A 24,760-nucleotide genomic window follows, 5' to 3' on the forward strand; every position below is an offset into this window, starting at 1 on the left:
ACAGAATGGCAGAACATAATGAACTTGGAAAAAAAGGTGAAGAATTAGCTATTGAATATTTACAAGAAAAAGGATATGTAATTCTTGAAAAAAACTATCGATTTCAAAAAGCAGAAATTGATATTATTGCAAAAAAAGAGGAAGTATTAATAGTTGTTGAGGTAAAAACAAGATCAACGAGTTATTTTGGAAATCCACAAGATTTTATAAGTTCTAAAAAAGTTAAATTATTAGTGGCTGCGGCTGATAATTATATAAATGAAAGAGAATTAGAAGTAGAGTTACGATTTGATGTTATAGCATTAATTAAAGAAAAAGAAAAGTTTAAAATAGAACACTTGGAAAATGCTTTCCTACATTTTTAAAAATAAAAACACCATCAAATCTGATGGTGTTTTTTTATGTTGTCAAAGTCTCAGTTTAGTGACTTTCAAAATATTTTTTTACGTCTTCCAGTTCCTCTGGTGTAGCAATAATTTTCTTATTACTATCTAAAACAAAGTAACTAGGAGTTCCTAATAAGTTATAAGCTCTTACAGTTTCATTATCCCATTTATATTCTGGGTGAGTGCCTGCTGCATTATGCCAATTAGGTAATTGTTTTTTAAACTCATTCCAATCTTTAAAATTATTGTCTGAATTTTCAATTGAAAAAGAAATTACAGAAGTGTTTTTGTGATTGTTCATAAAACTATATAAGTTAGGAACGTCTCTAACACAGTGAGGACAAGCTGTACTCCAGAATACTAGTAAATATTTATCACTATCATTTAAAGTAGATAACTTCATTTCTTTACCATTTTCTTCCCAAGAAAAATCAGGAGCAGTTCTACCTACAGTAGCACGTAATACGTCTAATATTTTTTTCTTGAACTCAGCATCTTTTTGATTATCTGGTAATTTATCATAGTGCTCAGCAAATAACCAATCTACAGATTCACCGTCACGTTTGTCAGATAAAGAAGTAATTAAAAATTCTAATACAGATTTTTTTAATTTTCCTTTAGGTAATTCATCAATTACTTTATTGATAGCACCTCTTAATAACTTTTGCTGTAATTCTTTATCTTCTGAATTGTTTAAGTAAAAAACATAATCGTTAATTCTGTCAACTAAGAAAGAAGAATTGAATAAAGCTTCACTTTTAAAATCGATATATCTAAAGAAGTTATCCCCAACAGTTGTTAAATAATCTTCCATGTTGTCAACAGGACTAGAAGGATTATATCTTTGAGAAGCTTTAATGAAATGATGAACTAACATTCCTTCAGACTTATTTTCATAAGTTTCTTGCACATCTTCAAGTTGTTTAACTTGTTTTTTATATGCTTTTTTAGCTTCCTTATTTTCTTCTTTAATATAAGCTACTTGATTTTCGTCAATCTTTTTTTGAACAGCAGCATATGCCTGTAAATATTCGTTGTATAATTTATTTTCTCTAGATGAAGTAAAAACAACTGATTCATCTGGATATTTTGGGTTAAAAATAAATTCTACATTTTCTTTATTAAAGAAAAAGTCTACAAACCCAGCACCTCTGTTTCTATAGGTTGCCCTATAAGCACCTGGTTTAGCTGTGTTTGGTAAGTCAAATTTAAATTTACCTATTGATTGCTTGTTTCCACCAACTACAACAGTGTCAAACTGAATTGTTGTATTAGTAACAAATTTTTGTTTTGCTCCTTCTATTTTGTACAGAATAACCCAATTGGTTTTTTCTGTAGGAGTCATTGTTCCTTTAACAGTATACTGAGCGTTAACTATTGAAGTAGTAAGTATTAATAGAGCCAGTAATTTTTTCATCATTTTAATTTAAAGGGTTGTTATTAAGGTTTTAAAACTAGTCATTTACAAACTTCTTTCCAAGAAGTGTACCATTTTTATTTTTTGTTGTTTATTTTAGGGGAGTTTTTCTTTAAAGTAAATATTGTATGCATATTAAAAATAAAGTTTTCTGGATAACGGGCGCCTCATCTGGTATTGGTAAATCATTAGCGATTGCGTTATCTAATTACGATGCAAATTTAATTTTATCATCGAGAAATACAAATGCTTTAGAGGAGACAAAAATACTTTGCAAAAACCCAAAAAACGTTAAGATTTTGCCAATAGATTTAGAAGATTATAACAGTCTGACTTCTAAAGTAAATGAAGCTATTGCATTTTTTAATAGAATTGATGTTTTGGTTAATAATGGAGGAATTAGTCAACGTTCTTTAGTAAAAGATACGAGTATATCTATTGATAAACGTTTGATGGATATTAATTATTTAGGAACTATAGCTTTAACAAAAGCATTACTTCCACATTTTACAGAAAGAAAAGAAGGGCATTTTGTTGTAACAACTAGTATTGTAGGAAAAATAGGAACTCCATTACGTTCATCTTATGCAGCAACGAAACACGCATTACATGGGTTTTTTGATAGTTTACGAGCAGAACATCATAAAGATAATATAGCAGTTACTTTGGTTTGCCCAGGTTTTGTAACTACTAATGTGTCTAAAAATGCATTAACAGGAAATGGAAGTCCTCAAAATTCAATGGATGCAGCAACAGCCAATGGTATAAACCCTGATAGATTTGCTGAGTTGATGATAAAAGCAATTAGAAAAAAGAAAGAGGAGGTATATATAGCAGGAGCTAAGGAAAAGCTTGGAGTATATGCCAAGCGTTTTTTTCCAAAATTATTATCAAAGATAATAAGAAAATTAAGTGTTACTTAATTTTATTCAAAGAAATCTAAAGCTTCAAAATAATTTATAATTGCTTCTTTTATCAAAACAGATTGTTCACCTGGTTTTAAATTAGGTAATTCTGTTAGTGTTTTATAGTGAGGCCAACCATCATTATCAAAAAAATCGAATTCATAATAACCATAAGGTTCTAAAAGTTTGCAGATAGCAATATGCATTAAGTTTACTTTTTCGTCTTTTTTAAATTTTCGATGCCCTTGACCTAACTCTTGTACACCAATTAAATAGATGATGCCATCTAAGTTCAGTTCATCTCCATCAGCAAATTGTTGTGATAATTGCTTTACAACAAAATCCCATTTTTCTTTTAAGTTAACTTCTTTCGTCATTTGATTTTTTTAAGAAAATGCAAAGATACAAATGAGTTGTGTATATTTGAACATAGAATTGATGCACATAATTACTTTATGAACTCTTTAGAATACTTTTAATTATTGCCTATGAATACTTTTGATATTATTATAACAGCTTTACTTCTTTTTGGTTTTGTTCGCGGACTTATGAAAGGGTTATTTGTAGAGGTGGCTTCTTTAGTAGCTTTAGTAGCTGGGGTTTATGGAGCAATTCATTTTTCATACTTTATTGGAGACTGGTTAAAGAATAGTGTTACTTGGGATGAAAAATATATTTCTTTAGCAGCATTCGCAGGAACTTTTGTTGTAATTATAATTGTAATAGCTTTGTTAGGTAAGGCCTTAACCAAAATAGCGGATTTTGCCTCTTTAGGAATTTTAAATAAAATATTAGGAGGAGCTTTTGGCGCTTTAAAAATAGGATTGATATTGAGTGTTATTTTCATATTTTTTGGAAAAATGAATGACACCATTCCATTTGTTTCTGAAGAAAATCTTAATGAATCTATTTTATATAAACCAGTCAAAAAAATTGCTCCAACTATTTTCCCATCTATTATAAAAGATGATGAGATTGAAGAGGAAGAAGAAATAAAAGAAACAAATTAAAAGTAGTATATGGATAGTGCTTCAATTCGAGGTTTTATAACACTTATTTTAATATTTATAGCACTATTGCTTTCGGCATTTTTACTCACTGTAAAAACTAAAAACAAAACAAGTAATCAGTTAATGGCTATTTACTTTATTGTTTTTTCTATTCATATTAGTGTTTTTTTTTATGCTAATTATGTACAAGTACCGGTTGCTTTAGATATGCTTCGAGATCAAATCGGATTTCTAGCTAGCCCGCTTTTATATTTATATGTAGTATCCTGTATTTATTCATATTTTAAACTTCAGCCCAAGCACTTGTTGCATCTTATTCCATTTGCTATTGAATTACTTATTTATTTTCCTAATTTCTATTTGGCTTCTATAGAACAGCAAATTGAGTTTTATAATAATTACTACTTTAATATTGAAACAAAAATATCTTTAGTATATGGACTTTTGGTTTCAATAGTTTATTTGGTTTTCATATTTGTTGAATTAAAAAAATATAAGGAGTTATTGTTGGAAAACTATTCATCTATTACAAATTATAATTATAAATGGTTATTTCAATTGGCTAGTATTAGTGTTGTTTTAATTTCTCTTTCATTAATTAAAAGTATTTATAAATTATTTGGTTCAGATGAAGAAATATTGGATGTTATGCGAATTATAACAACATTAGTCCTACTTGGATATTTATGTTGGATTGTTTTGAAAAGTTTATATCAACCAGAATTGTTTAGAGGAATTGACACCAAACATCAATTAGTTAAAAACTTTTTAGAAGAAAAAACTAAGGATACAAAAGAAGAAGTTTTAGAAGAGGTGTCCGTAGTAAAAAAGTTTATGGAAGAAGAAAGACCTTATTTAAATTCATCTCTTACCATTCATAATTTGGCAAATCAAATGAATATTCCTTACAGAGATTTATCAATATTAATAAATCATAATATAGGACAGCATTTTTTTGAATTTGTGAATGGATATCGAATTAACAGAGCCAAAGAAATTCTTGAAAATCCGGAAAATAAGAAACTAACCGTATTAGAAATTTTATATGAAGTAGGTTTTAACTCTAAATCTTCTTTCAATACAGAGTTTAAAAAACAAACAGGATTAACACCAACTCAATATCGGAAAAAACACTTGTAGTCAGGTGTTTATGATAAAGTCGAACGTTTGTGTGAGATAGTCAAACCAATTTATTCATGAAAAAATAGTTCGACTTTATGCATTCGGTCGCAAGCAATTTTAAATAGCTACAATTTTGCTCTCAAATAAAAAATACATTCATGAGAGTTAAAAGCATTTTCATTTTAGCATTATTATTTCAAGCTATAAGTTTAACAGGACAGATAAAGATTACAGGTAAAGTAACAGAAGGTAATGAGCCGATTGTTTTTGCTAACGTTATTTTACAAAGTTTAGAAGGAAAAATTATTAAAGGAACTACAACTATAGATAATGGTGAGTTTTCATTATCCGCTCCAAAAGGAACCTATAATTTAAGAATAAGTTTTATAGGTTTCATAGAAATAAAGAAACAAGTAAGTTTAAATACAGATATAGATTTAGGAACTTTAATATTAAAGGAAGAAAGCAGTAGGTTAAATGAAGTTGTAATTACATCGAAGAAAAGATTAATAGAACAAAAAACAGATAGACTAATTTTTAATGTAGAAAATAGTGTATCTGCAAGTGGAGGCGATGCTTTAGATGCGTTAAAATTAGCTCCTGCTATTACAATCCAAAACAATCAAATAAGTATGGTTGGAGGAGAGGCAACCAGAATAATGGTTGATGGACGTTTGATTCAACTTTCTGGTGAGGAATTAGTGTCTTTTCTAAATTCAATCTCAGCAGATGATATCAAGAAAATAGAAATTATAACCAATCCGCCAGCCCAATATGAAGCATCTGGAGGAGGTGGAATAATTAATATAGTATACAAGAAAGGAAGAAGGAATTCTTGGAAAAACACAACTTCATTTTCTTATAATGTAAATACTTATGGTTATGGAACATTGCGAAATAATTTCTCATACAATAAAGATAAAATTCATTTAAATGCTTCGATTAATACTACAAGAGGAAGTTTAAGAAACTTAGAAAGAAGTGCTACTTTTTTTCCAAAAAGTACATGGAAGGTTGGCATTGATTCAAAAGATACTAGAAAAAATAATTCAGCTAGGTTGTCTATAAACTATTTATTGTCAGATAATATTGAAATAGGAGGGCAATATCTAGGAAGTTTTAATAGACCTTTTTCTGATGCCCCTGGAACAACTGAGTTTTATAATGAATCTAACCAATTAGATAGTTTATTGGTAAAAACTGAGCCTAGACGCAGAAGTATAAACAACAATATATATAATGCTCATATAATTGCTAAACTTGATACTATGGGGAGAAAACTAACTGTAGATTTTGATTATTTTAATTATGAAAATAAACTAGAAGCGGATGCATTAGTGAATACTTTTTCTCCTTCTGGACAATTTGTAAGGGTAAATCAATCAGTTAAAAATATTACCAATCAAGCAATAGATAACTATAGTATAAAAGCAGATATGTCTCATCCTATTGATAAATTGGATTTGTCTTATGGTTTTAAGTTTAGTTTCATTAATACAAAGAATAAATTAGATAATTTTAATACAGTAACTAATGTGCCTGTATTAGATACCAATTTATCTAATGAGTTTGAATACGAAGAAAATGTGCAGAGTTTTTATGTAAATGCTTCAAGAAAAATTAGTGATAAATGGAATTTGCAAGCTGGTCTTAGACTAGAAAATACTGAAACCAGAGGTTTTTCTGAAACTTTAAATCAAGTAAATAAGAATAGTTATACTAAGTTATTCCTTTCAGTATTTGTATCTTATAATAAAAACGATAACAATACATTTTCATTTAATTATGGAAGAGGTATCAATCGCCCAAATTATAGAGATTTAAATCCTTTTAGAAGCTATGTGAATAGTAATGTATACTCAGAAGGAAATCCATTTATTCAACCTGCGTTTATTGACAGATTTACTTTTACTCATAATTACAAAGGTAAGTTTATAACTTCTTTATATTTTAGTTATACATCTGATGGTTTTGGTACATTATTTTCTGCCGAACCTGAAAATAATATTCAAGCAGTTATAAGAAGGAACTATTATAATGGAACTTATTGGCAACTTTCAGAAATGTATAATGTTCGTTTTACAAGTTGGTGGAAGAGCCAAAATTATGCACATATTTCAGGTGTTAATGCTAATGTATTTGAAGATTTATCAGCACCTGTTAAGAATGGTATTCAATTTAGATTTTCAACCAACAATACATTTACATTATCAGAAAATACAAGTGTACAAGCAGATTTCTTTTATCAGCCAAAGTCTAGTTCAAATATTTACGAATTAGGGACGATGTATGGATTGAGTTTAGGAGTTAAAAAAGCATTCTTAAAAAAGCAGTTACAAGCAGCTATTTTTGTGAATGATATTTTTGACAGTGCTAGTTTAAATAATTTGACTTCTGAAGTAAATGGAGTTAAAACAATTTATGACCAGAATTATAGTAGTAGATATTTACGTTTTTCACTATCCTATAATTTTGGAAATAAAAAAATAAAGACTAGAAATCATGGTTTTGGAAATAGTGAAGAACAGCAGAGAGCAAATTAGCATAAAAAAAGGGAGTTTAAAAAACTCCCTTTTTTATATTATAACAAATGATAATGAATTAAATCATTTCAACTTTTCCAGTAGTTAAAGAGTAAACTCCACCTACTATTTTAATTTCACCATTATCTTCCATTTCTTGTAAAATTTTACTTCTTTGACGGATACGATCCATAGTTAATTTTACATTGTTTTCTACAGTCTTAGCTACAAAAGCACTATTTGTTGAATTTGCTTCTCCTTCTACTTGTTCTGAAGCTAATTTTGCAGCAGGAACAATATTATCTAACATTGCAGTAATATTTCCTAATTCTACTCCATCACAAGCAGCTTTTACAGCACCACAACTTTCATGACCTAATACAAAAACTAATTTACTTCCTGCTACAGCACAAGAGTATTCCATACTTCCTAAAATATCCACGTTTTCGAAGTTACCAGCTACACGAGCTACGAAAACATCACCAATAGTTTGGTCAAAAACCATTTCTACTGGTACTCTTGAATCGATACAAGATAATATTACAGCTTTTGGAAATTGACCACCAGTTGTTTGTTCAACTAAGTCAGTTACACTAGATGCTGTTAAATTGTTGCTAGTATAACGGTTGTTTCCGTCTAATAAGTCTTGTAATACAGAATCAGCTGTTAATTCTGCTTGCACGTCTTTTGTAATAGCTACATTTCTCATAAAAGTATTTTTATTTTTTTAATTATTAATTTTTATGTTTTGTTTTACCCAAACCATACAATCATCAAAAGATTCAAAAATATGATCTTCTGATATTAAATCTGGGATAATATCAATTCGTTCCATCATGTAGCGAGGTTGCTTTAATAAACCAACAAAAAGTACCTGTACATGCGTTCCGTTTGATTTTAAATCTTGAATCGTATCTTCCATGGCATAAAGCCCAGATTGATCCATATACTGCATTCTGTCTAAACGCATAATTACAGAAGTTGCAGTTTTAGGAATTTGTTTAGTTAACGCTTGAAAATCACTAGTAGAACCAAAAAATAGAGGTCCTTTGATGTGTTTTACAAACAAATGTTCTTTCAATTCCTCAGGGAAATCTTTTTCATCTTTCCAAGCTTCTTCTTTTTTCAGTGATTTTACATCTGAGCGCTCAGCTGTTAAGTCACCTATTTTCTTCATAAACATTAAAGAAGCTATGACTAAACCAATACCTACTGCATATACTAAATTCCAAAAAGTAGAAAGTACTAATACCACTAGCATAATAATTACCTCAGAACTTAGTTTTAAAGGTCCAAATTTAGCATCACGTGGTAAGTTAGGTATAGCTTTTAGTCCTTTGTAGTCCATAACACCAATACCAACAGTAATTAAAATTCCTGCTAAAACTGCTGCAGGTATTTTTGAAGCTATTGGGCCTAGTCCTAGTAAAATAACTAATAGCATTATACCTGCTATCATACCTGACAATTTAGTTTTACCACCAGAGTTGATATTCACTACTGTACGAATAGTAGCTCCAGCACCTGGGATACCTCCAAAAATTGAAGCAATAGTGTTACCAATACCTTGTCCTATTAATTCTTTATTTGGTTTATGCTTTGTTTTAGTCATATTATCAGCTACAACTGATGTTAATAAAGAATCTATAGCTCCTAATAAAGCTAAGGTTAAAGCAGTAAATACATAAGGTGTAATGCTGGATATGGTAAAGTTTGTGAAAATTTCCATGTTTGGCATTGGGAATCCGCTTGGGATTTCCTCAATAGGCCTGTAGTTTAAGCCAAAACCTAATGCAATACCAGTCATAACAACTAAAGCAACTAAAGTACTAGGGACGGCAGTTGTAATGCGCTTAAATCCATAAATAATGAATATGGTTCCTAAAGCTAACATTAATTCTAAGAAGTTAATGTTTTGTAATGCTCGAGGTAACACTTTAAAAGTACCTAAAACACCTGAAGCTTCTTTACCTGCTAAAGTTTTACTTTCTTTTAATATATCAGCTTGTGTTATATTTTCAGCTCTATTAATAGTTTCTTTGAAATCTTCAAGAACTAAAATACCTTCACCAGCTTCTTCTTTTAAAATATTATCTAAAATTACTTCTTCTGCTTGTGGTTTAAATTGCTCAACAAATTCTGCATCTTCTTTAGCATAATAACCTACTGAAGGTAAAATTTGTGTAACCAAAATTATAACTCCAATAGCGGTCATAAAACCAGAAACAACAGGGTAGGGTATATAACGAATATATTTACCTAAACCTAAAACTCCCAGTCCAATTTGCATTAAACCAGCTAATAAGAAAACAGTTAAAATTGTTGGTAGTGCTCTACTAACATCTCCGTCGTTAGCAGCTAATATACCTGCAATAACAACCATACTTACAGCAGTCATTGGCGCAGTTGGCCCAGAAATTTGAGTGTCTGTTCCTCCGAAAAGTGCTGCAAAAAAAGCAATAAAAATAGCACCGTATAAACCAGCGCTAGGTCCCAAACCAGATGAAACACCAAAAGCTAAAGCTAGTGGTAATGCCACAATTCCGGCTGTAATCCCTCCAAAGAGATCACCTTTAAGATTTGAAAATAGTTGTTTCATATATTTTTAGTTGAGTAGGAATAAATATACTAAAAAAACTGTAATAGATACCTACTCACGTTTGGGACTGGTTTATTGATTTAAGTAACTTAGATTTAATATTTTAATTAGCAACTACTAATGAAACATTCATTTTATTAAGTAGTTTGTCAAATGATTTTGTAGATTTTGGGTTGACCATTTCTCTATCTACCAATAATAAATTGGCATCATTTGAATTAACTACTTGAAAGTTTTTTAATGGTTTATTAGCATTTTCAATAATTTCATTAATAAATTCATTATTATGCTGTTGCTCTATTTCATTATATAAGCCTAATGAGATTTCATTTTCTGGTTGAAGTTCACTCTCAGCTGAGGCTATAATAATTGTTTTGCCTTTTTTCTTTAATACGTGCTTGCTAATTTTATCGCCTAAAGCACTTATGCTTTTACTTCTGCGCTTTCCAATTACAATAATATTTGGATTGGTATCTTCTAAAAAAAGGTCAATTTCATTTTTAATATTTCCAAAAGTAAATGAAGAGGTAATATCGATATCATACTTTTGAGAAAATTCAGAAACTAATTCACTAATTTCTTTGTTAGTTTGAGTGAAGTTAGAGTTAATGGCTCTTTTTGCTGATAATTGATTATCAGTAACTACAACATCAGTTGGCTTTTTTACGTGGAAAAAATGGATGCTAGCATCTGTTTTTTTTGCTAAGCTGATAGCTGTTTTTAATGATGTTGCCGTGCTATCCTTTAAATCAGATAGCACGACAATTTTATGTTTAGATACTGCCATTTTATGAAGCTTTTGGTCTTAACTTAAAAAACTCAATAAAACTAGCAGGGTTTTCTACTATACCTCTTTCAGAAATTAACTTAATGTCAATATTTTTCTCTTTTGCTTTAAAGGCAAAGTCCTCAAGAATTTCAATAATGTCATGGTCTAAGAATCTTGTTTTTCTTACATCTAACTCTAAATAAGAATTTTCAGAAAGACTATCTAATTCTTTTAAAATAGCTCCTTTGTTAAAGAAAGTAACTTCTTCAGCTAAAGACATTTTTATTTTATGAACACCGTTACTCTTGTCTTCTATATGTAAGAAGTGAGAGTTTTGGTAACTCTTAAATAAGATAACAACAATTCCAACTGCAAGACCTAAACCAATACCTAATAATAAGTCACCAGTAACAACCATTGGTAATACTGTAGCCATAAAAGGAATAAATTGTTTCCATCCTAATTTATACATGTTGATAAATGTAGCTGGCTTCGCTAATTTAAATCCAACAATTAATAATACCGCAGCAAGAACTGATAATGGAATTTTATTTAATAAAGTAGGAATTAAAATTACTGAGATTAATAATAAAATACCATGTACGATTGCAGACATTTTACTTTTACCTCCTGATTGAATATTTGCAGAACTTCTTACAATTACTTGTGTTACAGGTAATCCTCCAATTAAACCAGAAATAATATTACCAGCACCTTGCGCTAATAATTCTCTATTCGTAGGAGTTACATTTTTGTCTGGATCTAATTTATCAGTTGCTTCAACACATAATAATGTTTCTAAACTTGCTACTACAGCAATAGTGAAAGCTACAATCCAAACATCTTTACTTCCAATTACAGCAAAGTTTGGAAAAGTAAATTGACTTAAGAAAGAATCAACACTTTCTGGAACAGGTACACTTACTAATTGTTTAGCGCTAATTACTAATGACTCATTTCCTTGAGTTACAACGAAGAAAATAATACCAACGATTACAGCCACTAATGGACCTTGAACTAATTCGAATATTTTACCTTTTTTAGATAATACTTGTTGCCAAAGGATTAAGATTCCTAATCCAATAACACCAACAATTGTAGATCCCATACTTATGGCATCTAAAGAAAAACTTGTAGCTGATTTATCGTAACCAAAGAAGAAAGGTATTTGTTTCATAATAATTATGATTCCAATACCAGTTAACATTCCTTTAATTACAGATGAAGGGAAATAGTAACCAATAACTCCTGCTTTTAATACACCAAGAATTAATTGAATAATACCTCCTAATACAACTGCTACTAAAAAGTTTTCAAAGCCTCCTAAAGAAGCAATAGAAGTTAATACTATGGCAGCTAAACCAGCAGCTGGTCCACTTACTCCTATTTTTGAGCCACTAATGGCTCCTACAACGATACCACCAACAATTCCTGCTATTAAACCAGAGAATAGTGGAGCACCACTGGCTAATGCAATACCTAAACATAATGGTAATGCAACAAAAAATACTACGATACTAGCGGGTAAATCGCTTTTAATTGTTTTAAACATAGACGTGATTTTAACCTAGGGTTATTTTTAATTTAAATTATATATAAATGAAATTTAAGTGCTGTGATAAATGCACTTTTGAAAAAATATTTTATTACTTCCTTTTTTAAGTAATTAGCTAAAAAACTTACAGTTAAATTGTTCGTTTTGAAATGTGTATTATTTTTAAAAAGGACATTAACACGATTTTCAAGGTTTGTTATTGTAGGCCTTGATTATGAGTAAGGTATGTTAAAAAACATCTGATAGATGTTAGTAATAAGTAATATTTATGAAAATTCTGGAGGTGGAGATTCTAGACTTCTAGATATAGAATTATACTTATTTGAAATGTAAGTATTTTTTTTATCGTTACAAGGAAGGGTATAAGAAGATGAAAATTCGTTAGAAAAGTCGATGATTTTTATTTCGTTTTTTTCAGAATTCTCATTGTTTTCAGCATCTTCCTCTATGTCGATTGCTAATGAGGACTCACAAAGTTCTTCTGTAATACTATAATACGAAGGAATAGCTACTGAGGCTAGTAGTATTATAGTGAGTAGGTATACGAAGAAGTTTTTGGTCATTGTCGATTTTTTGACGAAAAGCAAATATAAAAGATATGAGCTAATTAAATGTTAAATAAATGAAAATTTATAACACTTTGATTACGTTGCTCTTTACCCAACCAATTTTACCATCTGCTAATTTGATTTTATTCCAATCGTCCACAGCATCTAATACTTTAATTTTTGTTCCTTCATGTAAAGTAAATATAGCATCCGAATCATCAGTAGGAGCATTTTTTATTTCTACTTCTTCATTAAAAACAATTGCTTCAATATTACTCTTTGATTGATTGTATTGTGTAAAAGTTATTGCTAATGTTGTTATTAAAAGAATAAAAGACAAAATACTAGTTGTAAAAAAGAGTCTTTTTTTACTTGGCGTATACGAAAAGTAGAACATTAGGAATAAAAAAGATGCTACAAAAGACAGTAATACTGTAATAACTGCCCAAGTATCATAAGATAATTTTTGTAAGAAATTATCATTGATTTTTTGAAAAATAGATTTAGGTAATTCTTCTATTCTATCTAATGTTAATCGTTTTGCTATAATTAAATTGTTTTGAGCATCCTCATTTAAAGGATCTAGTAAAAGAGCCTTTTCATAATTGTAAATTGAAGGAGCTACTTGATTTAATTTGTAATAAGCATTCCCTAGGTTAAAGTATAATTCAGAAGAAACTTTACCCGAGTTTTCAATCTCATCATACAACTTAATAGCTTCTGAGTATTTTTTTTCTTTATATAACGTGTTTGCTTTTGCAAATGTGTCATTTACGGCTTGGGCTAGCACAAAATGTGTTGTAAAAAACAATAATATTACAATAACTCTTTTCATTATAACTGTTTGTCTAATTGTGTAATTACTTGTTTTGCTTTCTCGTATTCTTCTTTCATTTGCACGTTGGTAATTGGAGTATAACGAGCAAAATCGCAATCGTTTAAAACATCAATAAAACTTTTTATAGTAGAAGTATCAATTTGTTTACTGTCTAATAAATCTGTTATTTTATCACTACTAATATCAGAAGTTTCTACGCCTAATTTAGCTTTTAAATAATTATGTAAAGCTCTTTCTAAGGCTTCATAAAAAGCTTCTTTATTTCCTAGTTGTTTTTGAGCTTCCGATAAATATTTTTTAGCAAGTTTATCAGCTTTTCTCAACTTATTCCCAATTACATCACCATCACGTTCTTCTTTTTTCTTGTAAATATAAATTCCTACAGGAATTAGAATAATAGGTAATAATAACAAAATGTAAAATACAGTTGATTTGAAAAAATCTGAGTTATCTATAGTTTCTAAGTTTGTAGACGATTGAATATACCTAAAATCGTTTCCTGTAACTTTTATGTTTTGTTTTGCAACCGCTTTATTATCAGTTGTTGTTGGTAATTCCTTGCCTTCTAAAACATCAACATATAAATCTTCTGTAGTTATGGTTTGATAAACTTTTTCTTTTGGGTTGAAGTAAGAAAAACTCGTTTTTGGAATTTTATACTTTCCTTTGAATTCAGGAACTACGGTATAGTTGTCAGTTACAGATCCTTTTAATCCTGATGAAGTTATACTAACATTTTCTTTTCTTTCAGGTTGGTATACTTCTAATTCTTTAGGTGTTTCTATTTTAGGAAGTTCAAATAGTTTTAAGTTTCCTTTTCCGTTTACTGTTACTTTTATTTTAGCTGATTCGTTAGCTTTTAAAGTAAGTTTGTTTAAAGAAACATCAAAAGAAAATTCTCCTACAGCACCTGTAAAATCTTCTGGTTTATTTTCAAGAGGCAATGCTTTAGCTCTAATAATTTTCTTAGCTGAAGAAAACTCTTTTCTTACTTGTTTTGTAATAACATTTCCAAAAAAATCGGCACGACCGGTTGGTACTGCTACTATAATATCCATTTTCATAGGGTCTATAGTCAGTTTACCGTCTTTTGTTGGGATTAATAAAGCTTTGTGTAATACAGCATAACGATATCGTTCTCCATTATATTTACCTATTTTAACAGGAGTTCCATTTCGTTTAATTTCTTGATTCCAAAATCCATTATACTGTGGGGCTTCTGTAATAGCATTGTCGTAAATACCAACATTTTCACTAAAATATAAACGGTACTCTACATATATTCCTTCACCTACATAAGGATTTGATTTAGATAATTCGGCAACTAAATGGATGTTCTGTTGCGCTATGTAGTTAGGGTCATTAGGGTTTTTAGGAAGTTCAACAGCATCTAAAACAATAATTTTAACTGGGTTAGATTTTATTGTTTCTCCATCAATTTCTATGGTAGCAGATGGTAAGTTGAATTCACCTTTTCTTTTAGGTTGAAGAATGTAAGAATATGATTGAGAAAAAGATAATTTTCCATTAATCAACGATTGACTAACTGATTGACTTGGTCCACCCACAACTTTAAAATTTTTAAAGTTAGGGGCTTTAAAATTATCAGCTCCTTGTTTGTTAATAGTAAACTCAACACGTAATCGTTGGTTAACACCTAGTTTATTTTTACTAACTGATGCTTTTAATACAGAATCTTGTGCGTTAACACTAAATGTAATAAAACAGATTATTAACGATATGTATAGTTTCAACTTCATATTCAGTTTTAAAAAATGCAAAAATAGTTAAGATTTTATAAGTTGGTAAATTACCAATCTTTTTCTTGTTTTACCTTTCTTCCTTTCGACTTTTTAACATTCATTTTCTTTTGTGTCTTTTTCTCTTCGTTGTTTAAACTTTCTAGCAATTGCTTCATTTGCTCAGGAGACATTTTTCCTTGTTGAGGCTGAGGTTTTTGCTTTTGGTCTTTTTTGTCGTTTTTATTAGGCTGTTTATTCTGATCTTTATTTTTTTGATCCTTATTCTCGTCCTTTTTATCTTTATCCTTGTCGTCGCCTTTTTTGTCTTTATTTTTATCTTTTTGCTTGTCTTTGTCGTCCTTGTTTTTTTGATCTTTCTTATTCTGATCTTTTTTGTCTTTATTTTTATCCTTGTTGTTCTTTTGGTTTTGTTGCTGCTTTTTTAATTTTTTTTGTGCAACAGCCAAATTATAACGAGTTTCATCGTCACCAGGATTTCTTCTTAAAGCATTTTTAAAGGCATCAACAGCTTGTTGATATTGTTTTTGCTCCATCATTGCATTTCCAATGTTGTGGTATGCTTCAGCTTGAGCAAATTTATCTTTTGATGTTTTGGTAGTTACTTCAAATTGTGCAACTGCTTCTTTGAATTTTTTGGCTTGATACAAGGTGTTTCCATAATTGTAACTAGCTTTTTCATATTTACTATTTTTACCTAAGGCTTTACGATAGGCAATAGCAGCATCATCAAATTTTTGCTTGTTATATAATTTATTTCCTTCACGTAATAAAGCTCTTGCTTCTCGCTGCAATTTTAAAGTATCTTGTTGTGCGTTGCTAGTAGTAACAGCAGCAAATAATAGCACTAAAAATAAAACATAATGTAAACTTTTCATCTTCATTTATTTTTTAGATTCTTCATTAAATAAGTCTACTTTCTTTACCCACTTCGTTTTTCTTTCGAAGAAAAATAAATCAATAATTAAGAAAAATAAACCAATTCCTAAAAACCATTGGAATTGATCTTTATAGTCAGAAAATTGTTTTGTTTCGAATTCGCTTTTCTGAGCATTTGCTATAATGTTTTCAATGGTGTTAACTGGGTTTTCAGTTTTATTTCCATCAATATATTCTCCATTTGAAGCTTCTGCAATATCTTGTAAAACATCTGGTTTTCTCTTAGTAATTACAGTTTCTCCTTTTCTATCTTTTTTATAACCAATAAGTGCGCCATTTAATTTGATAGGGATTGGGCCTCCTTTTTCGGTACCTACACCTATGGTATACACTTTTACACCTTCGTTAGCTATATTTTGAGCAATTTGCTTTGTTTCTTCTTGATGATCTTCACCATCTGAAATAATAATTAAAAAACGATTGGTTTGCTCGTCATTATTATAATATGTTTTGGCTAAGGTTAAAGCTTCATTAATAGCAGTTCCTTGACTTGAAACCATATCAGGATTTGCGTTTTGCAAGAACATTTTTGCAGCTGCATGGTCTGTAGTAATAGGTAGTAAAGGATAAGCATTTCCTGCATAAATAATGATACCAACTCTGTCACTTCCTAGTTTGTTTATTATTTTAGAAATAATCTGTTTCGACTTTTCTAATCTATTAGGAGCTATGTCTTCTGCCAACATACTCTTGGATACGTCAAGAGCAAAAACAACATCTACACCTTCTCTTTTTACCGTTTTTAATTTAGTTCCCATTTTAGGGTTTACTAGAGATATGATTAAAAAAGAAATTCCAATGATAAAAAACACTAATTTTAAAACAGATTTAAATGTAGAGGCATTTGGAGCTATTTTATTTAATAGTTCTTTGTTTGTGAATTTTTTTTGAGTTCTTTTTTTCCACCATAAAACCAACAGAAAAACAACAATTATTACTGGAACAATTGCAAAAAAGGAAAAATATATTGGTTCTTCTATACGATACATTGTTTATATAAAACTTTTAAATAATGTGTTTTTTAATACGAATTCTAATAATAAAAAGATACCAGCTAAGAATACAAGGAATCTGTATTTTTCAGTATAATTATAGTATTTAAACTCTTCTATTTTTGTTTTTTCAAGCTTATCTATTTCATCATAAATAGCTTTTAACTTAGAGTTGTTAGTTGCTCTAAAATATTTTCCTTCAGTTTCTTTAGCTATATGTTTTAGTAAAGATTCGTCAATTTCTACTTGTTGGTTTCTAAATGAAATTTTTCCAGTTCTTGGGTCTTTTGCCCAAGGAAAAGGAGCCATTCCGTTTGTTCCTATTCCAATAGTATAAACTTTAATATTGTTTCCTTTTGCTAATTCGGTAGCTGTTTTAGGATCAACAAAACCAGCATTGTTTACACCATCTGTTAAAAGGATAATAACTTTACTTTTGGCTTTGCTTTCTTTTAGCCTGTTTACTGCTGAACCAAGTCCCATTCCAATTGCTGTACCTCCTTCAAGTTGTCCCCATCTAATATCTGAAATGGTTCTTTTTACAATTGATTTGTCACTGGTAATTGGAGTTTGAGTAAAACTTTCACCTGCATATACAACAATACCTATACGATCATTAGGTCTTCTATTAACAAAATCGGTAGCAACACGTTTAAGTGCTTCTAAACGATTTGGTTTTAAATCTTTTGCAAGCATACTGGCAGATACATCAATTGCCATAACAATGTCTATACCTCGGTTTGTTTTTGTTTTCTTACTAACAGCTACATTTCTTGGTCTTGCTAAAGCAACAATTAAACAGGTTAAAGCTAAAAGCCTTAAGAGATATAATAATGGCTTAAGTTTAGGTAAAATAGAGCCTTGTACCTTAAACCCTTTAATACTTGAAATTGTTAAATGAGCGCTGTCTTTTTTTCTTGAATAATAATTCCAAAAAGCAAGTAGAGGAATTAAAATTAATAACCATAAAAATTCAGGGCTATGAAATTCAAAATTATTCCACTTCATCTTCTACTTCTTCTTTTTTAGGTTTTAAATTATCTATTACATCTTTAGCGTCTTTACGATCTTGCTCAATCTCATGAGATAAAGGTTTTGATTTCGCAAATTTTACTAAATCCGATTCTTGTAGTAATTCTTTTAACTTTTGAATTGTTTCTTTAGTTGTCTCAATAGACTTTGTTTCGTCAAAATCTTTTAAGGTGTCAATCAATTCATCTGTTGTACTTTCTAGTGCAGGAATATTTAACTCTCTTTCTATGTAAGACCTTACAATTCCTGTTAATTCACTATAATATTTTTTAACATGATTATTTTGCCATAATAATTTACTGTCCAATTCTTGAAGTTTTTGTATGGCTTCTTCATAAGGAGGTAATAGTGGCACAACAACTGTTTCTTGTTCTTCTTTTTTCTTTCTGAAAACAAAGTAATAGATTATTAATCCAATAAGTATTAATATGGCTATAGCCCAATAAATATAATTTTTAAAGTCATCAAATTGGTAAGGTTCTCCTTTGATTCCTTTTATTGGGAATTTTTTAATTTTTGTAGTGTCAATAGCTACAGTAGCTACATTGATGAGTAGGCTATCTGTTAAATAAGCCTGATTTTTTATAAAAATTTGTTGTTGTGGTATATAAAATGAGCCGCTATCAAAACCAGTTAAAATATATTTCTGAACTAATTTGTTTTTAATAGTGTCTATTTTTAAAGTATCGACAACTTCTAATCCTTTAAGGTTGTTTAATTTAGGGATAATTACATTTTCAGTATCATCAACAGAGATTTTATATTGAAATTGTTCACCAATTCTAATATTAGTAGTATCAACTTCAACCTGAACTTTGTTAGATTGTGAAAATCCAATAGAAGATATTAGTAAGAAGATGTAGAATAATTTTTTTCTCATTTTATACTGTCTTTATATAAAGTAGACAATTAACCTTTTCGTTTAAAATAACCTAATAATTTTTTCACATAGCTTTCGTCTACACGAGTATTAATTGTTCCTGCACCACTTTTTGTAAAAGTAGTTTCGAAATAATCAGATAATCGTAAGGCGTTAGCTTTGTATTGATTTCTTACCGATGATGAACTAGTATTAACCAATTGTATTTTTCCTGTTTCAGCATCTACCATCGGAACCATTCCTAAGTTAGGAATTTCTTCGTCAGACTTATCATATACACGTATGCCTGTAACATCGTGTTTGTTTCCAACAATTTTTAACGTACGTTCATAATCATCATCCATAAAATCAGAAAGCATAAATACAATAGCTTTCTTTTTCATAATATTAGATAAGAATTTTAAAGCTTCACTAATATTAGTTTGTTTGCTTTTTGGGCGAAATTCGATTAACTCTCTAATAATTCTTAAAACATGACTCTTTCCTTTTTTAGGAGGAATGAATAGCTCTACTTGGTCTGAAAATAGAATTAAACCAACCTTATCATTGTTTTGAATAGCAGAAAAAGCGAGAGTTGCAGCAATCTCTGTAATTGTATCTTTTTTAAACTGATTAGTAGTACCAAAAAATTCAGAACCAGAAATATCAACAACCAACATCATTGTTAGTTCACGTTCTTCTTCAAAAACTTTTATATAAGGTTCGTTATAACGAGCAGTTACATTCCAATCAATAGCTCTAATATCATCTCCATATTGATATTGACGTACTTCGGAGAAGGTCATACCACGACCTTTAAAGGTCGAGTGGTATTCTCCTCCAAAAATATGATTAGACAAACGACGTGTCTTAATTTCTATTTTTCGAACTTTTTTTAGTAATTCTTTTGTGTTCATTTAATTTAACCAAGCTTCTGGTAAAGGTGGTAATTCCATATCTGTATACTCAGCATCTTGTTTTATAGATAATAAAGGTGCTTTTTGTATTGATAGGTTTACATTGTTCTTTTTACCAATTTCTTTAATTACTTCATCCAACTTTCTTTGTTGGCATAATACTAAGCTGTTCATTATTACGTTAGATTCTGTTTGTAAATCAAAACAATCCACATAAAAAGAAGGGGAATTATCTTTGTAAATGATAGCCTCAGTACTTTTTCTTCGTCTTAATTCTAAAATTTTTTTTGTTCCATTTAACGTTTTGTACGTTGTTAATTTAAATCTCATATTAGCTTTGTTTAAGGGGGTAAAACTTTTGCTTAGTTGAGTAGATAGTTATGGTTTTGTTACGTGTTATGTAAGTTTTTTTTAATTAAGGTACCTCAACCTCATTTATAATTGAATTAATAATATCTATAGATGTAACGTTTTCGGCTTCTGCTTCGTATGTAATTCCAATTCTATGACGTAAAACATCGTTTACAATTGCTCTAACATCTTCTGGAATTACGTAACCTCTACGTTTAATAAAAGCATAACATTTTGCAGCTTTAGCTAATGCAATACTACCACGAGGAGAAGAACCAAAACTAATTAAAGGTTGTAGTTTCTCTAAATTATATCTTTCAGGATAACGAGTAGCAAAAATGATATCAAGAATATATTTCTCAATTTTTTCATCCATATATACCTCGTTAACAACTTGTCGAGCTTTTATAATTTGTTCAACAGAAACTACAGGGTTAACTTTTCCAAAAGTTCCATTTAAGTTTTGGCGCATAATTATTTGTTCATCTTGTAATTTAGGATAGTCAATTACAGTTTTCAACATAAAACGGTCAACTTGTGCTTCTGGAAGAGGGTACGTCCCTTCTTGTTCTACTGGATTCTGAGTTGCCATTACTAAAAAAGGCTCATCTAACTTAAATGTTTCATCTCCAATTGTAATTTGTCTTTCTTGCATTGCTTCAAGTAATGCAGATTGTACTTTAGCTGGAGCACGGTTAATCTCATCAGCTAATACAAAATTGGCAAAAATTGGGCCTTTTTTAATAGAAAAATCATTCTCCTTTACATTATATATCATAGTACCAACAACATCTGCAGGTAATAAGTCTGGAGTAAATTGGACACGACTAAAGCTTGCTTGAACAGCTTTTGATAGTGTGTTAATTGCAAGTGTCTTCGCTAATCCAGGAACACCTTCTAATAAGATGTGTCCATTGCCTAAAAGCCCGATAAGTAATCGTTCAATCATATATTTCTGACCTACGATAACTTTATTCATTTCTGTAGTTAGTAAATCTACAAAAGCACTCTCTCTTTCTATTTTTTCATTAATAGCTCTTACATCTATATCCATATGAATTGAAATATATTTTGAATTTTTGTGAAACAAAGCTACAATAATAAGAAAATAAGTGTTGTTAAAGTAAGGTTAAACCAAAAAAAAGGATTATGTAGTAAAAACGGGGGTTTTGTTTATTTAACTGTTAAAAAAGTTAATTTTATGGCGATTAGGCATCTAATTTGTTATTTATTTAAATAAAATGTATTAAAACATTGTTTTTTGTGTATAATATTTAAATATTTGTTGAACTAATTAAATTTAAACAATAGTTCATGAAAAAAAACACACTATTCAAAAAAATTCTATTTTTTAGTATATTTTTTGTAGCAATTTCTATGACTGCACAAACCGTGAAAGGGTTGGTCGTTGATGAAAACAAAGAACCATTACCCTTTTTTAATGTCTTAGAAAAAGGAACCACTAACGGTGTAACAACCGATGACAAAGGAGAATTTTCTATTAATGTAAAGAAAATTCCTACAACACTAGTAATCTCTTCTATAGGTTTTAAAACAGTAGAAAAACAAATTAGCTCTACTCAATATGTTACCATTGAAGTAAAAGAAGAGAGTGAAAGTTTAGACGAAGTAGTTTTAGTAGGGTCAAGAAACAAGTCAAGAACAGCGATAGATACCCCCGTACCAGTAGACATTATCGATGTGGCTGAATTAACAGCAACATCACCACAAGTTAACTTGAACCAAATCTTGAATTATGTTGCCCCTTCTTTTTCGTCAAATACACAAACAATCTCTGACGGTACAGATCATATAGATCCAGCTTCTTTAAGAGGGTTAGGTCCAGATCAAGTATTGGTGTTAATTAACGGAAAAAGAAGGCATACATCTTCTTTAGTAAATGTAAATGGAACATTTGGTAGAGGAAGTGTAGGTACAGATTTAAATGCTATTCCAGCTGCTGCTATTAAAAGAATAGAAGTTTTAAGAGACGGAGCTGCAGCACAATATGGTTCAGATGCAATTGCAGGGGTAATCAATATTGTACTTAATAACAAAACAAATGAGTTAAATTTAGCTGTTACTTCTGGAGCACATGTTTCAAAAAATTCTGATAAGCAAACTGGAGGAATTGATGGAGAAAGTGTTAATGTATCTGCGAACTATGGAATCAATCTAGGGGACAAAGGAGGTTTTATAAACTTTACTGGAGATTTTGATTTCAGAAACCCATACAACCGTATGAGAGAATACGAGGGTACTATCTTTAATGCTTATAACTCTGTAGAGTGGGTAGCTAACAACTCAGGATTAGACATAGCTAATTTGTCTATAGCTGATATTCAATTTGCGGCGCAAGGGGTAACGCATTTTGATTTGGCAACTAAGAGTGCTATTAATAATGCTACTACATTACAAGATCTTCAAGGATTATTAAACTTTGATACTACTGAATCTGAACTTGCTGTTCGTGGTTTAGATAGAACAGATTTTACAATGCGTGTAGGTCAATCGGCACTTAGAGGAGGACGTTTCTTTGCTAATATGTCATTACCTATAGATGAAGATGGTACAGAATTATACTCATTTGCTGGTATTAGTTCAAGAATAGGTAATTCAGCAGGTTTCTATCGTTTACCAAATCAATCTAGAACATATACACCTTTCTATATCAATGGATTCTTACCAGAGATTAATTCAAAAATAAGCGATATGTCTTTTGCTTTAGGAATTAAAGGGAAAATAAAAGATTGGGATGTAGATTTAAGTAATACTTGGGGTAGAAACTCTTTCTTGTTTGAAATTTCAAATACTTCAAATGCTTCGATGTTAAATAATTCACCAACTCGTTTTGATGCAGGAGGTTTTGCTTTTACTCAAAACACAACTAACTTAGACTTATCGAATAATTATAAAGATATTTTTAATGGATTAAATGTTGCTTTTGGAGCAGAATTTAGAAAAGAGTTATATGAAATCGTAGCAGGTGAAGAAGAATCTTATACACAATACGATGCAAATGGGTTACCAGTAACAGCTACTACAACTGCATCAGTAGATTTCTTTGGAAATACAAGACCAGGAGGATCACAAGTTTTCCCAGGGTTTAATGCGAAAAATGAATTATCAAGAGATCGCAGTAGTTTTGCTGCTTATGCAGATTTTGAGGCAGATTTAACAGATAAGTTTTTAGTAGGGCTAGCTGGACGTTTTGAAAACTATAGTGACTTTGGTTCAACGTTTAATTATAAAGTTTCTGGACGTTATAAGTTAAGTGAAAACTTAAATATTAGATCAGCTTTTAATACTGGATTTAGAGCTCCATCATTACACCAATTAAACTTTAGTACTACATCAACATTATTTGGTCAGAATGGAAACCCAGAAGAAGTAGGGACTTTTTCAAATGATAGTAGAGTCGCGCAATTATTAGGGATTCCTAAGCTAAAGCAAGAAGAGTCTGCAAGTATAAGCTTAGGTTTTACAGCTAAAATTCCATCAGCAAACTTAAAAATTACAGTAGATGGTTACTGGGTAGGAATTGAAGATAGAGTGGTTTACACTGGACAATTTAGAACTAATGATACTAATGCAAATCCAAATGATGATTCTGATTCTGAATTTGGTAAATTACTTAGAGAAGCGAATGCTACAGCAGCATCATTTTTTGCTAATGCAATTGACACAGAATCAAAAGGAGTGGATATCGTAATTACTCATAAAGCAGCTTTAAATGACAAGATGAGTTTAAAATCAGATTTATCAGCTACGTTCTCTAAAACAAATCAAGTAGATGATATTCATAGTTCAGAACAAATAGCAAATGCAGGTTTAATAGATACTTACTTTCCAGAAGATAGTAGAGTATATTTAGAAGAAGCTGTACCAAGAACTAAAGTAAACTTATCAAATACATTAACTACTAAGAGATTTAATGTGTTTTTAAGAAATGTATACTTTGGTGAAGTAACAGAAGCAACAACTAACGTTAGCAGACAGCAAGTTTTTAGTGGAAAAGTTGTAACAGATTTATCTATAGGGTTTAAAGCTACAGAAGAGTTAACATTTACTGTGGGTGCAAACAATATCTTAGATGTGTATCCAGACAGAGCTGCTCAAGTTCTAGGAGATGGAGGAAACAACCGAAGCAGTGGACGTTTCGATTGGTCACGTAGAGCGCAACAGTTTGGAATTGGAGGTAGATTCTTATTTGCCCGTTTAAACTTTGTTATTAAGTAA

22 protein-coding genes are annotated in these 24,760 nt (G+C 30.1%); 6 read left to right on the forward strand and 16 right to left on the reverse strand.

Going from position 1 to position 24,760, the window contains the following annotated elements; translation table 11 throughout:
- Nucleotides 1–5: 5 nt before the first annotated feature.
- Complete coding sequence (locus tag ACOQN8_RS07545) at nt 6–365, forward strand: YraN family protein (protein WP_420552221.1); 360 nt, start codon at nt 6–8, stop codon at nt 363–365.
- 55 nt (nt 366–420) lie between these two features.
- On the opposite strand, the gene ACOQN8_RS07550 is transcribed toward ACOQN8_RS07545, so the two are convergent.
- Nucleotides 421–1,806, reverse strand: a complete 1,386-nt coding sequence (locus ACOQN8_RS07550; RefSeq protein WP_420552222.1) for a TlpA family protein disulfide reductase — start codon at nt 1,804–1,806, stop codon at nt 421–423.
- Nucleotides 1,807–1,931: 125 nt separating this feature from the next.
- Here ACOQN8_RS07550 and ACOQN8_RS07555 point away from each other — a divergent pair, with 125 nt between their 5' ends.
- Nucleotides 1,932–2,726 carry an SDR family oxidoreductase gene (locus ACOQN8_RS07555; protein WP_420552223.1) on the forward strand — a complete coding sequence of 265 codons (795 nt, stop codon included), beginning with the start codon at nt 1,932–1,934 and terminating at the stop codon, nt 2,724–2,726.
- Between the two features lie 2 nt (nt 2,727–2,728).
- Here ACOQN8_RS07555 and ACOQN8_RS07560 read toward each other — a convergent pair whose 3' ends face one another.
- On the reverse strand, nt 2,729–3,085 hold the full coding sequence (locus ACOQN8_RS07560) for a hypothetical protein (protein WP_150899344.1): 357 nt from the start codon (nt 3,083–3,085) through the stop codon (nt 2,729–2,731).
- A gap of 111 nt (nt 3,086–3,196) precedes the next feature.
- Here ACOQN8_RS07560 and ACOQN8_RS07565 point away from each other — a divergent pair, with 111 nt between their 5' ends.
- From ACOQN8_RS07565 to ACOQN8_RS07575, 3 genes are all read left to right on the forward strand, one after another.
- On the forward strand, nt 3,197–3,718 hold the full coding sequence (locus ACOQN8_RS07565) for a CvpA family protein (protein WP_420552224.1): 522 nt from the start codon (nt 3,197–3,199) through the stop codon (nt 3,716–3,718).
- Nucleotides 3,719–3,727: 9 nt separating this feature from the next.
- Entirely contained in the window at nt 3,728–4,858 is a 1,131-nt protein-coding gene (locus tag ACOQN8_RS07570) for a helix-turn-helix domain-containing protein (protein WP_420552225.1), read from the forward strand.
- 140 nt (nt 4,859–4,998) lie between these two features.
- Entirely contained in the window at nt 4,999–7,383 is a 2,385-nt protein-coding gene (locus ACOQN8_RS07575; protein WP_420552226.1) for a TonB-dependent receptor, read from the forward strand.
- A gap of 58 nt (nt 7,384–7,441) precedes the next feature.
- Here ACOQN8_RS07575 and ACOQN8_RS07580 read toward each other — a convergent pair whose 3' ends face one another.
- From ACOQN8_RS07580 to ACOQN8_RS07645, 14 genes are all read right to left on the reverse strand, one after another.
- Entirely contained in the window at nt 7,442–8,071 is a 630-nt protein-coding gene (locus ACOQN8_RS07580) for a carbonic anhydrase family protein (RefSeq protein ID WP_420552227.1), read from the reverse strand.
- Nucleotides 8,072–8,089: 18 nt separating this feature from the next.
- The gene (locus tag ACOQN8_RS07585) at nt 8,090–9,961 is read right to left on the reverse strand and encodes a SulP family inorganic anion transporter (protein WP_420552228.1); all 1,872 of its coding nucleotides are present in this window, start codon (nt 9,959–9,961) and stop codon (nt 8,090–8,092) included.
- A gap of 103 nt (nt 9,962–10,064) precedes the next feature.
- Complete coding sequence (locus ACOQN8_RS07590; RefSeq protein WP_420552229.1) at nt 10,065–10,748, reverse strand: universal stress protein; 684 nt, start codon at nt 10,746–10,748, stop codon at nt 10,065–10,067.
- 1 nt (nt 10,749) lies between these two features.
- A complete protein-coding gene (locus ACOQN8_RS07595; RefSeq protein ID WP_420552230.1) occupies nt 10,750–12,282 on the reverse strand; it encodes a SulP family inorganic anion transporter in 1,533 nt (510 codons plus the stop codon).
- Between the two features lie 269 nt (nt 12,283–12,551).
- On the reverse strand, nt 12,552–12,848 hold the full coding sequence (locus ACOQN8_RS07600; protein WP_272150742.1) for a hypothetical protein: 297 nt from the start codon (nt 12,846–12,848) through the stop codon (nt 12,552–12,554).
- 67 nt (nt 12,849–12,915) lie between these two features.
- Nucleotides 12,916–13,668: a tetratricopeptide repeat protein gene (locus tag ACOQN8_RS07605; RefSeq protein ID WP_420552231.1), complete on the reverse strand. Its 753-nt coding sequence runs from the start codon at nt 13,666–13,668 to the stop codon at nt 12,916–12,918.
- The gene (locus tag ACOQN8_RS07610) at nt 13,668–15,431 is read right to left on the reverse strand and encodes a BatD family protein (protein ID WP_420552232.1); all 1,764 of its coding nucleotides are present in this window, start codon (nt 15,429–15,431) and stop codon (nt 13,668–13,670) included. Before ACOQN8_RS07610 ends, ACOQN8_RS07605 begins: the two co-directional genes overlap by 1 nt.
- Nucleotides 15,432–15,481: 50 nt before the next feature.
- On the reverse strand, nt 15,482–16,309 hold the full coding sequence (locus ACOQN8_RS07615) for a tetratricopeptide repeat protein (RefSeq protein WP_420552233.1): 828 nt from the start codon (nt 16,307–16,309) through the stop codon (nt 15,482–15,484).
- Nucleotides 16,310–16,315: 6 nt separating this feature from the next.
- Entirely contained in the window at nt 16,316–17,359 is a 1,044-nt protein-coding gene (locus ACOQN8_RS07620) for a VWA domain-containing protein (protein ID WP_420552234.1), read from the reverse strand.
- Between the two features lie 3 nt (nt 17,360–17,362).
- On the reverse strand, nt 17,363–18,370 hold the full coding sequence (locus ACOQN8_RS07625) for a vWA domain-containing protein (protein WP_150899332.1): 1,008 nt from the start codon (nt 18,368–18,370) through the stop codon (nt 17,363–17,365).
- Nucleotides 18,357–19,274 carry a BatD family protein gene (locus ACOQN8_RS07630; protein WP_420552235.1) on the reverse strand — a complete coding sequence of 306 codons (918 nt, stop codon included), beginning with the start codon at nt 19,272–19,274 and terminating at the stop codon, nt 18,357–18,359. Before ACOQN8_RS07630 ends, ACOQN8_RS07625 begins: the two co-directional genes overlap by 14 nt.
- A gap of 29 nt (nt 19,275–19,303) precedes the next feature.
- Entirely contained in the window at nt 19,304–20,170 is an 867-nt protein-coding gene (locus ACOQN8_RS07635) for a DUF58 domain-containing protein (RefSeq protein WP_420552236.1), read from the reverse strand.
- Nucleotides 20,171–20,500, reverse strand: a complete 330-nt coding sequence (locus ACOQN8_RS07640) for a hypothetical protein (protein WP_272150732.1) — start codon at nt 20,498–20,500, stop codon at nt 20,171–20,173.
- 85 nt (nt 20,501–20,585) lie between these two features.
- A complete protein-coding gene (locus ACOQN8_RS07645) occupies nt 20,586–21,575 on the reverse strand; it encodes an AAA family ATPase (RefSeq protein WP_420552237.1) in 990 nt (329 codons plus the stop codon).
- Between the two features lie 260 nt (nt 21,576–21,835).
- Between ACOQN8_RS07645 and ACOQN8_RS07650 the strand changes: the two genes are divergently transcribed.
- Nucleotides 21,836–24,760 (forward strand): TonB-dependent receptor, encoded by a 2,925-nt coding sequence (locus ACOQN8_RS07650; RefSeq protein WP_420552238.1) that lies wholly within the window; start codon nt 21,836–21,838, stop codon nt 24,758–24,760.

This window comes from Tenacibaculum aiptasiae (assembly GCF_965221665.1).
Lineage (GTDB): Bacteria > Bacteroidota > Bacteroidia > Flavobacteriales > Flavobacteriaceae > Polaribacter > Polaribacter aiptasiae.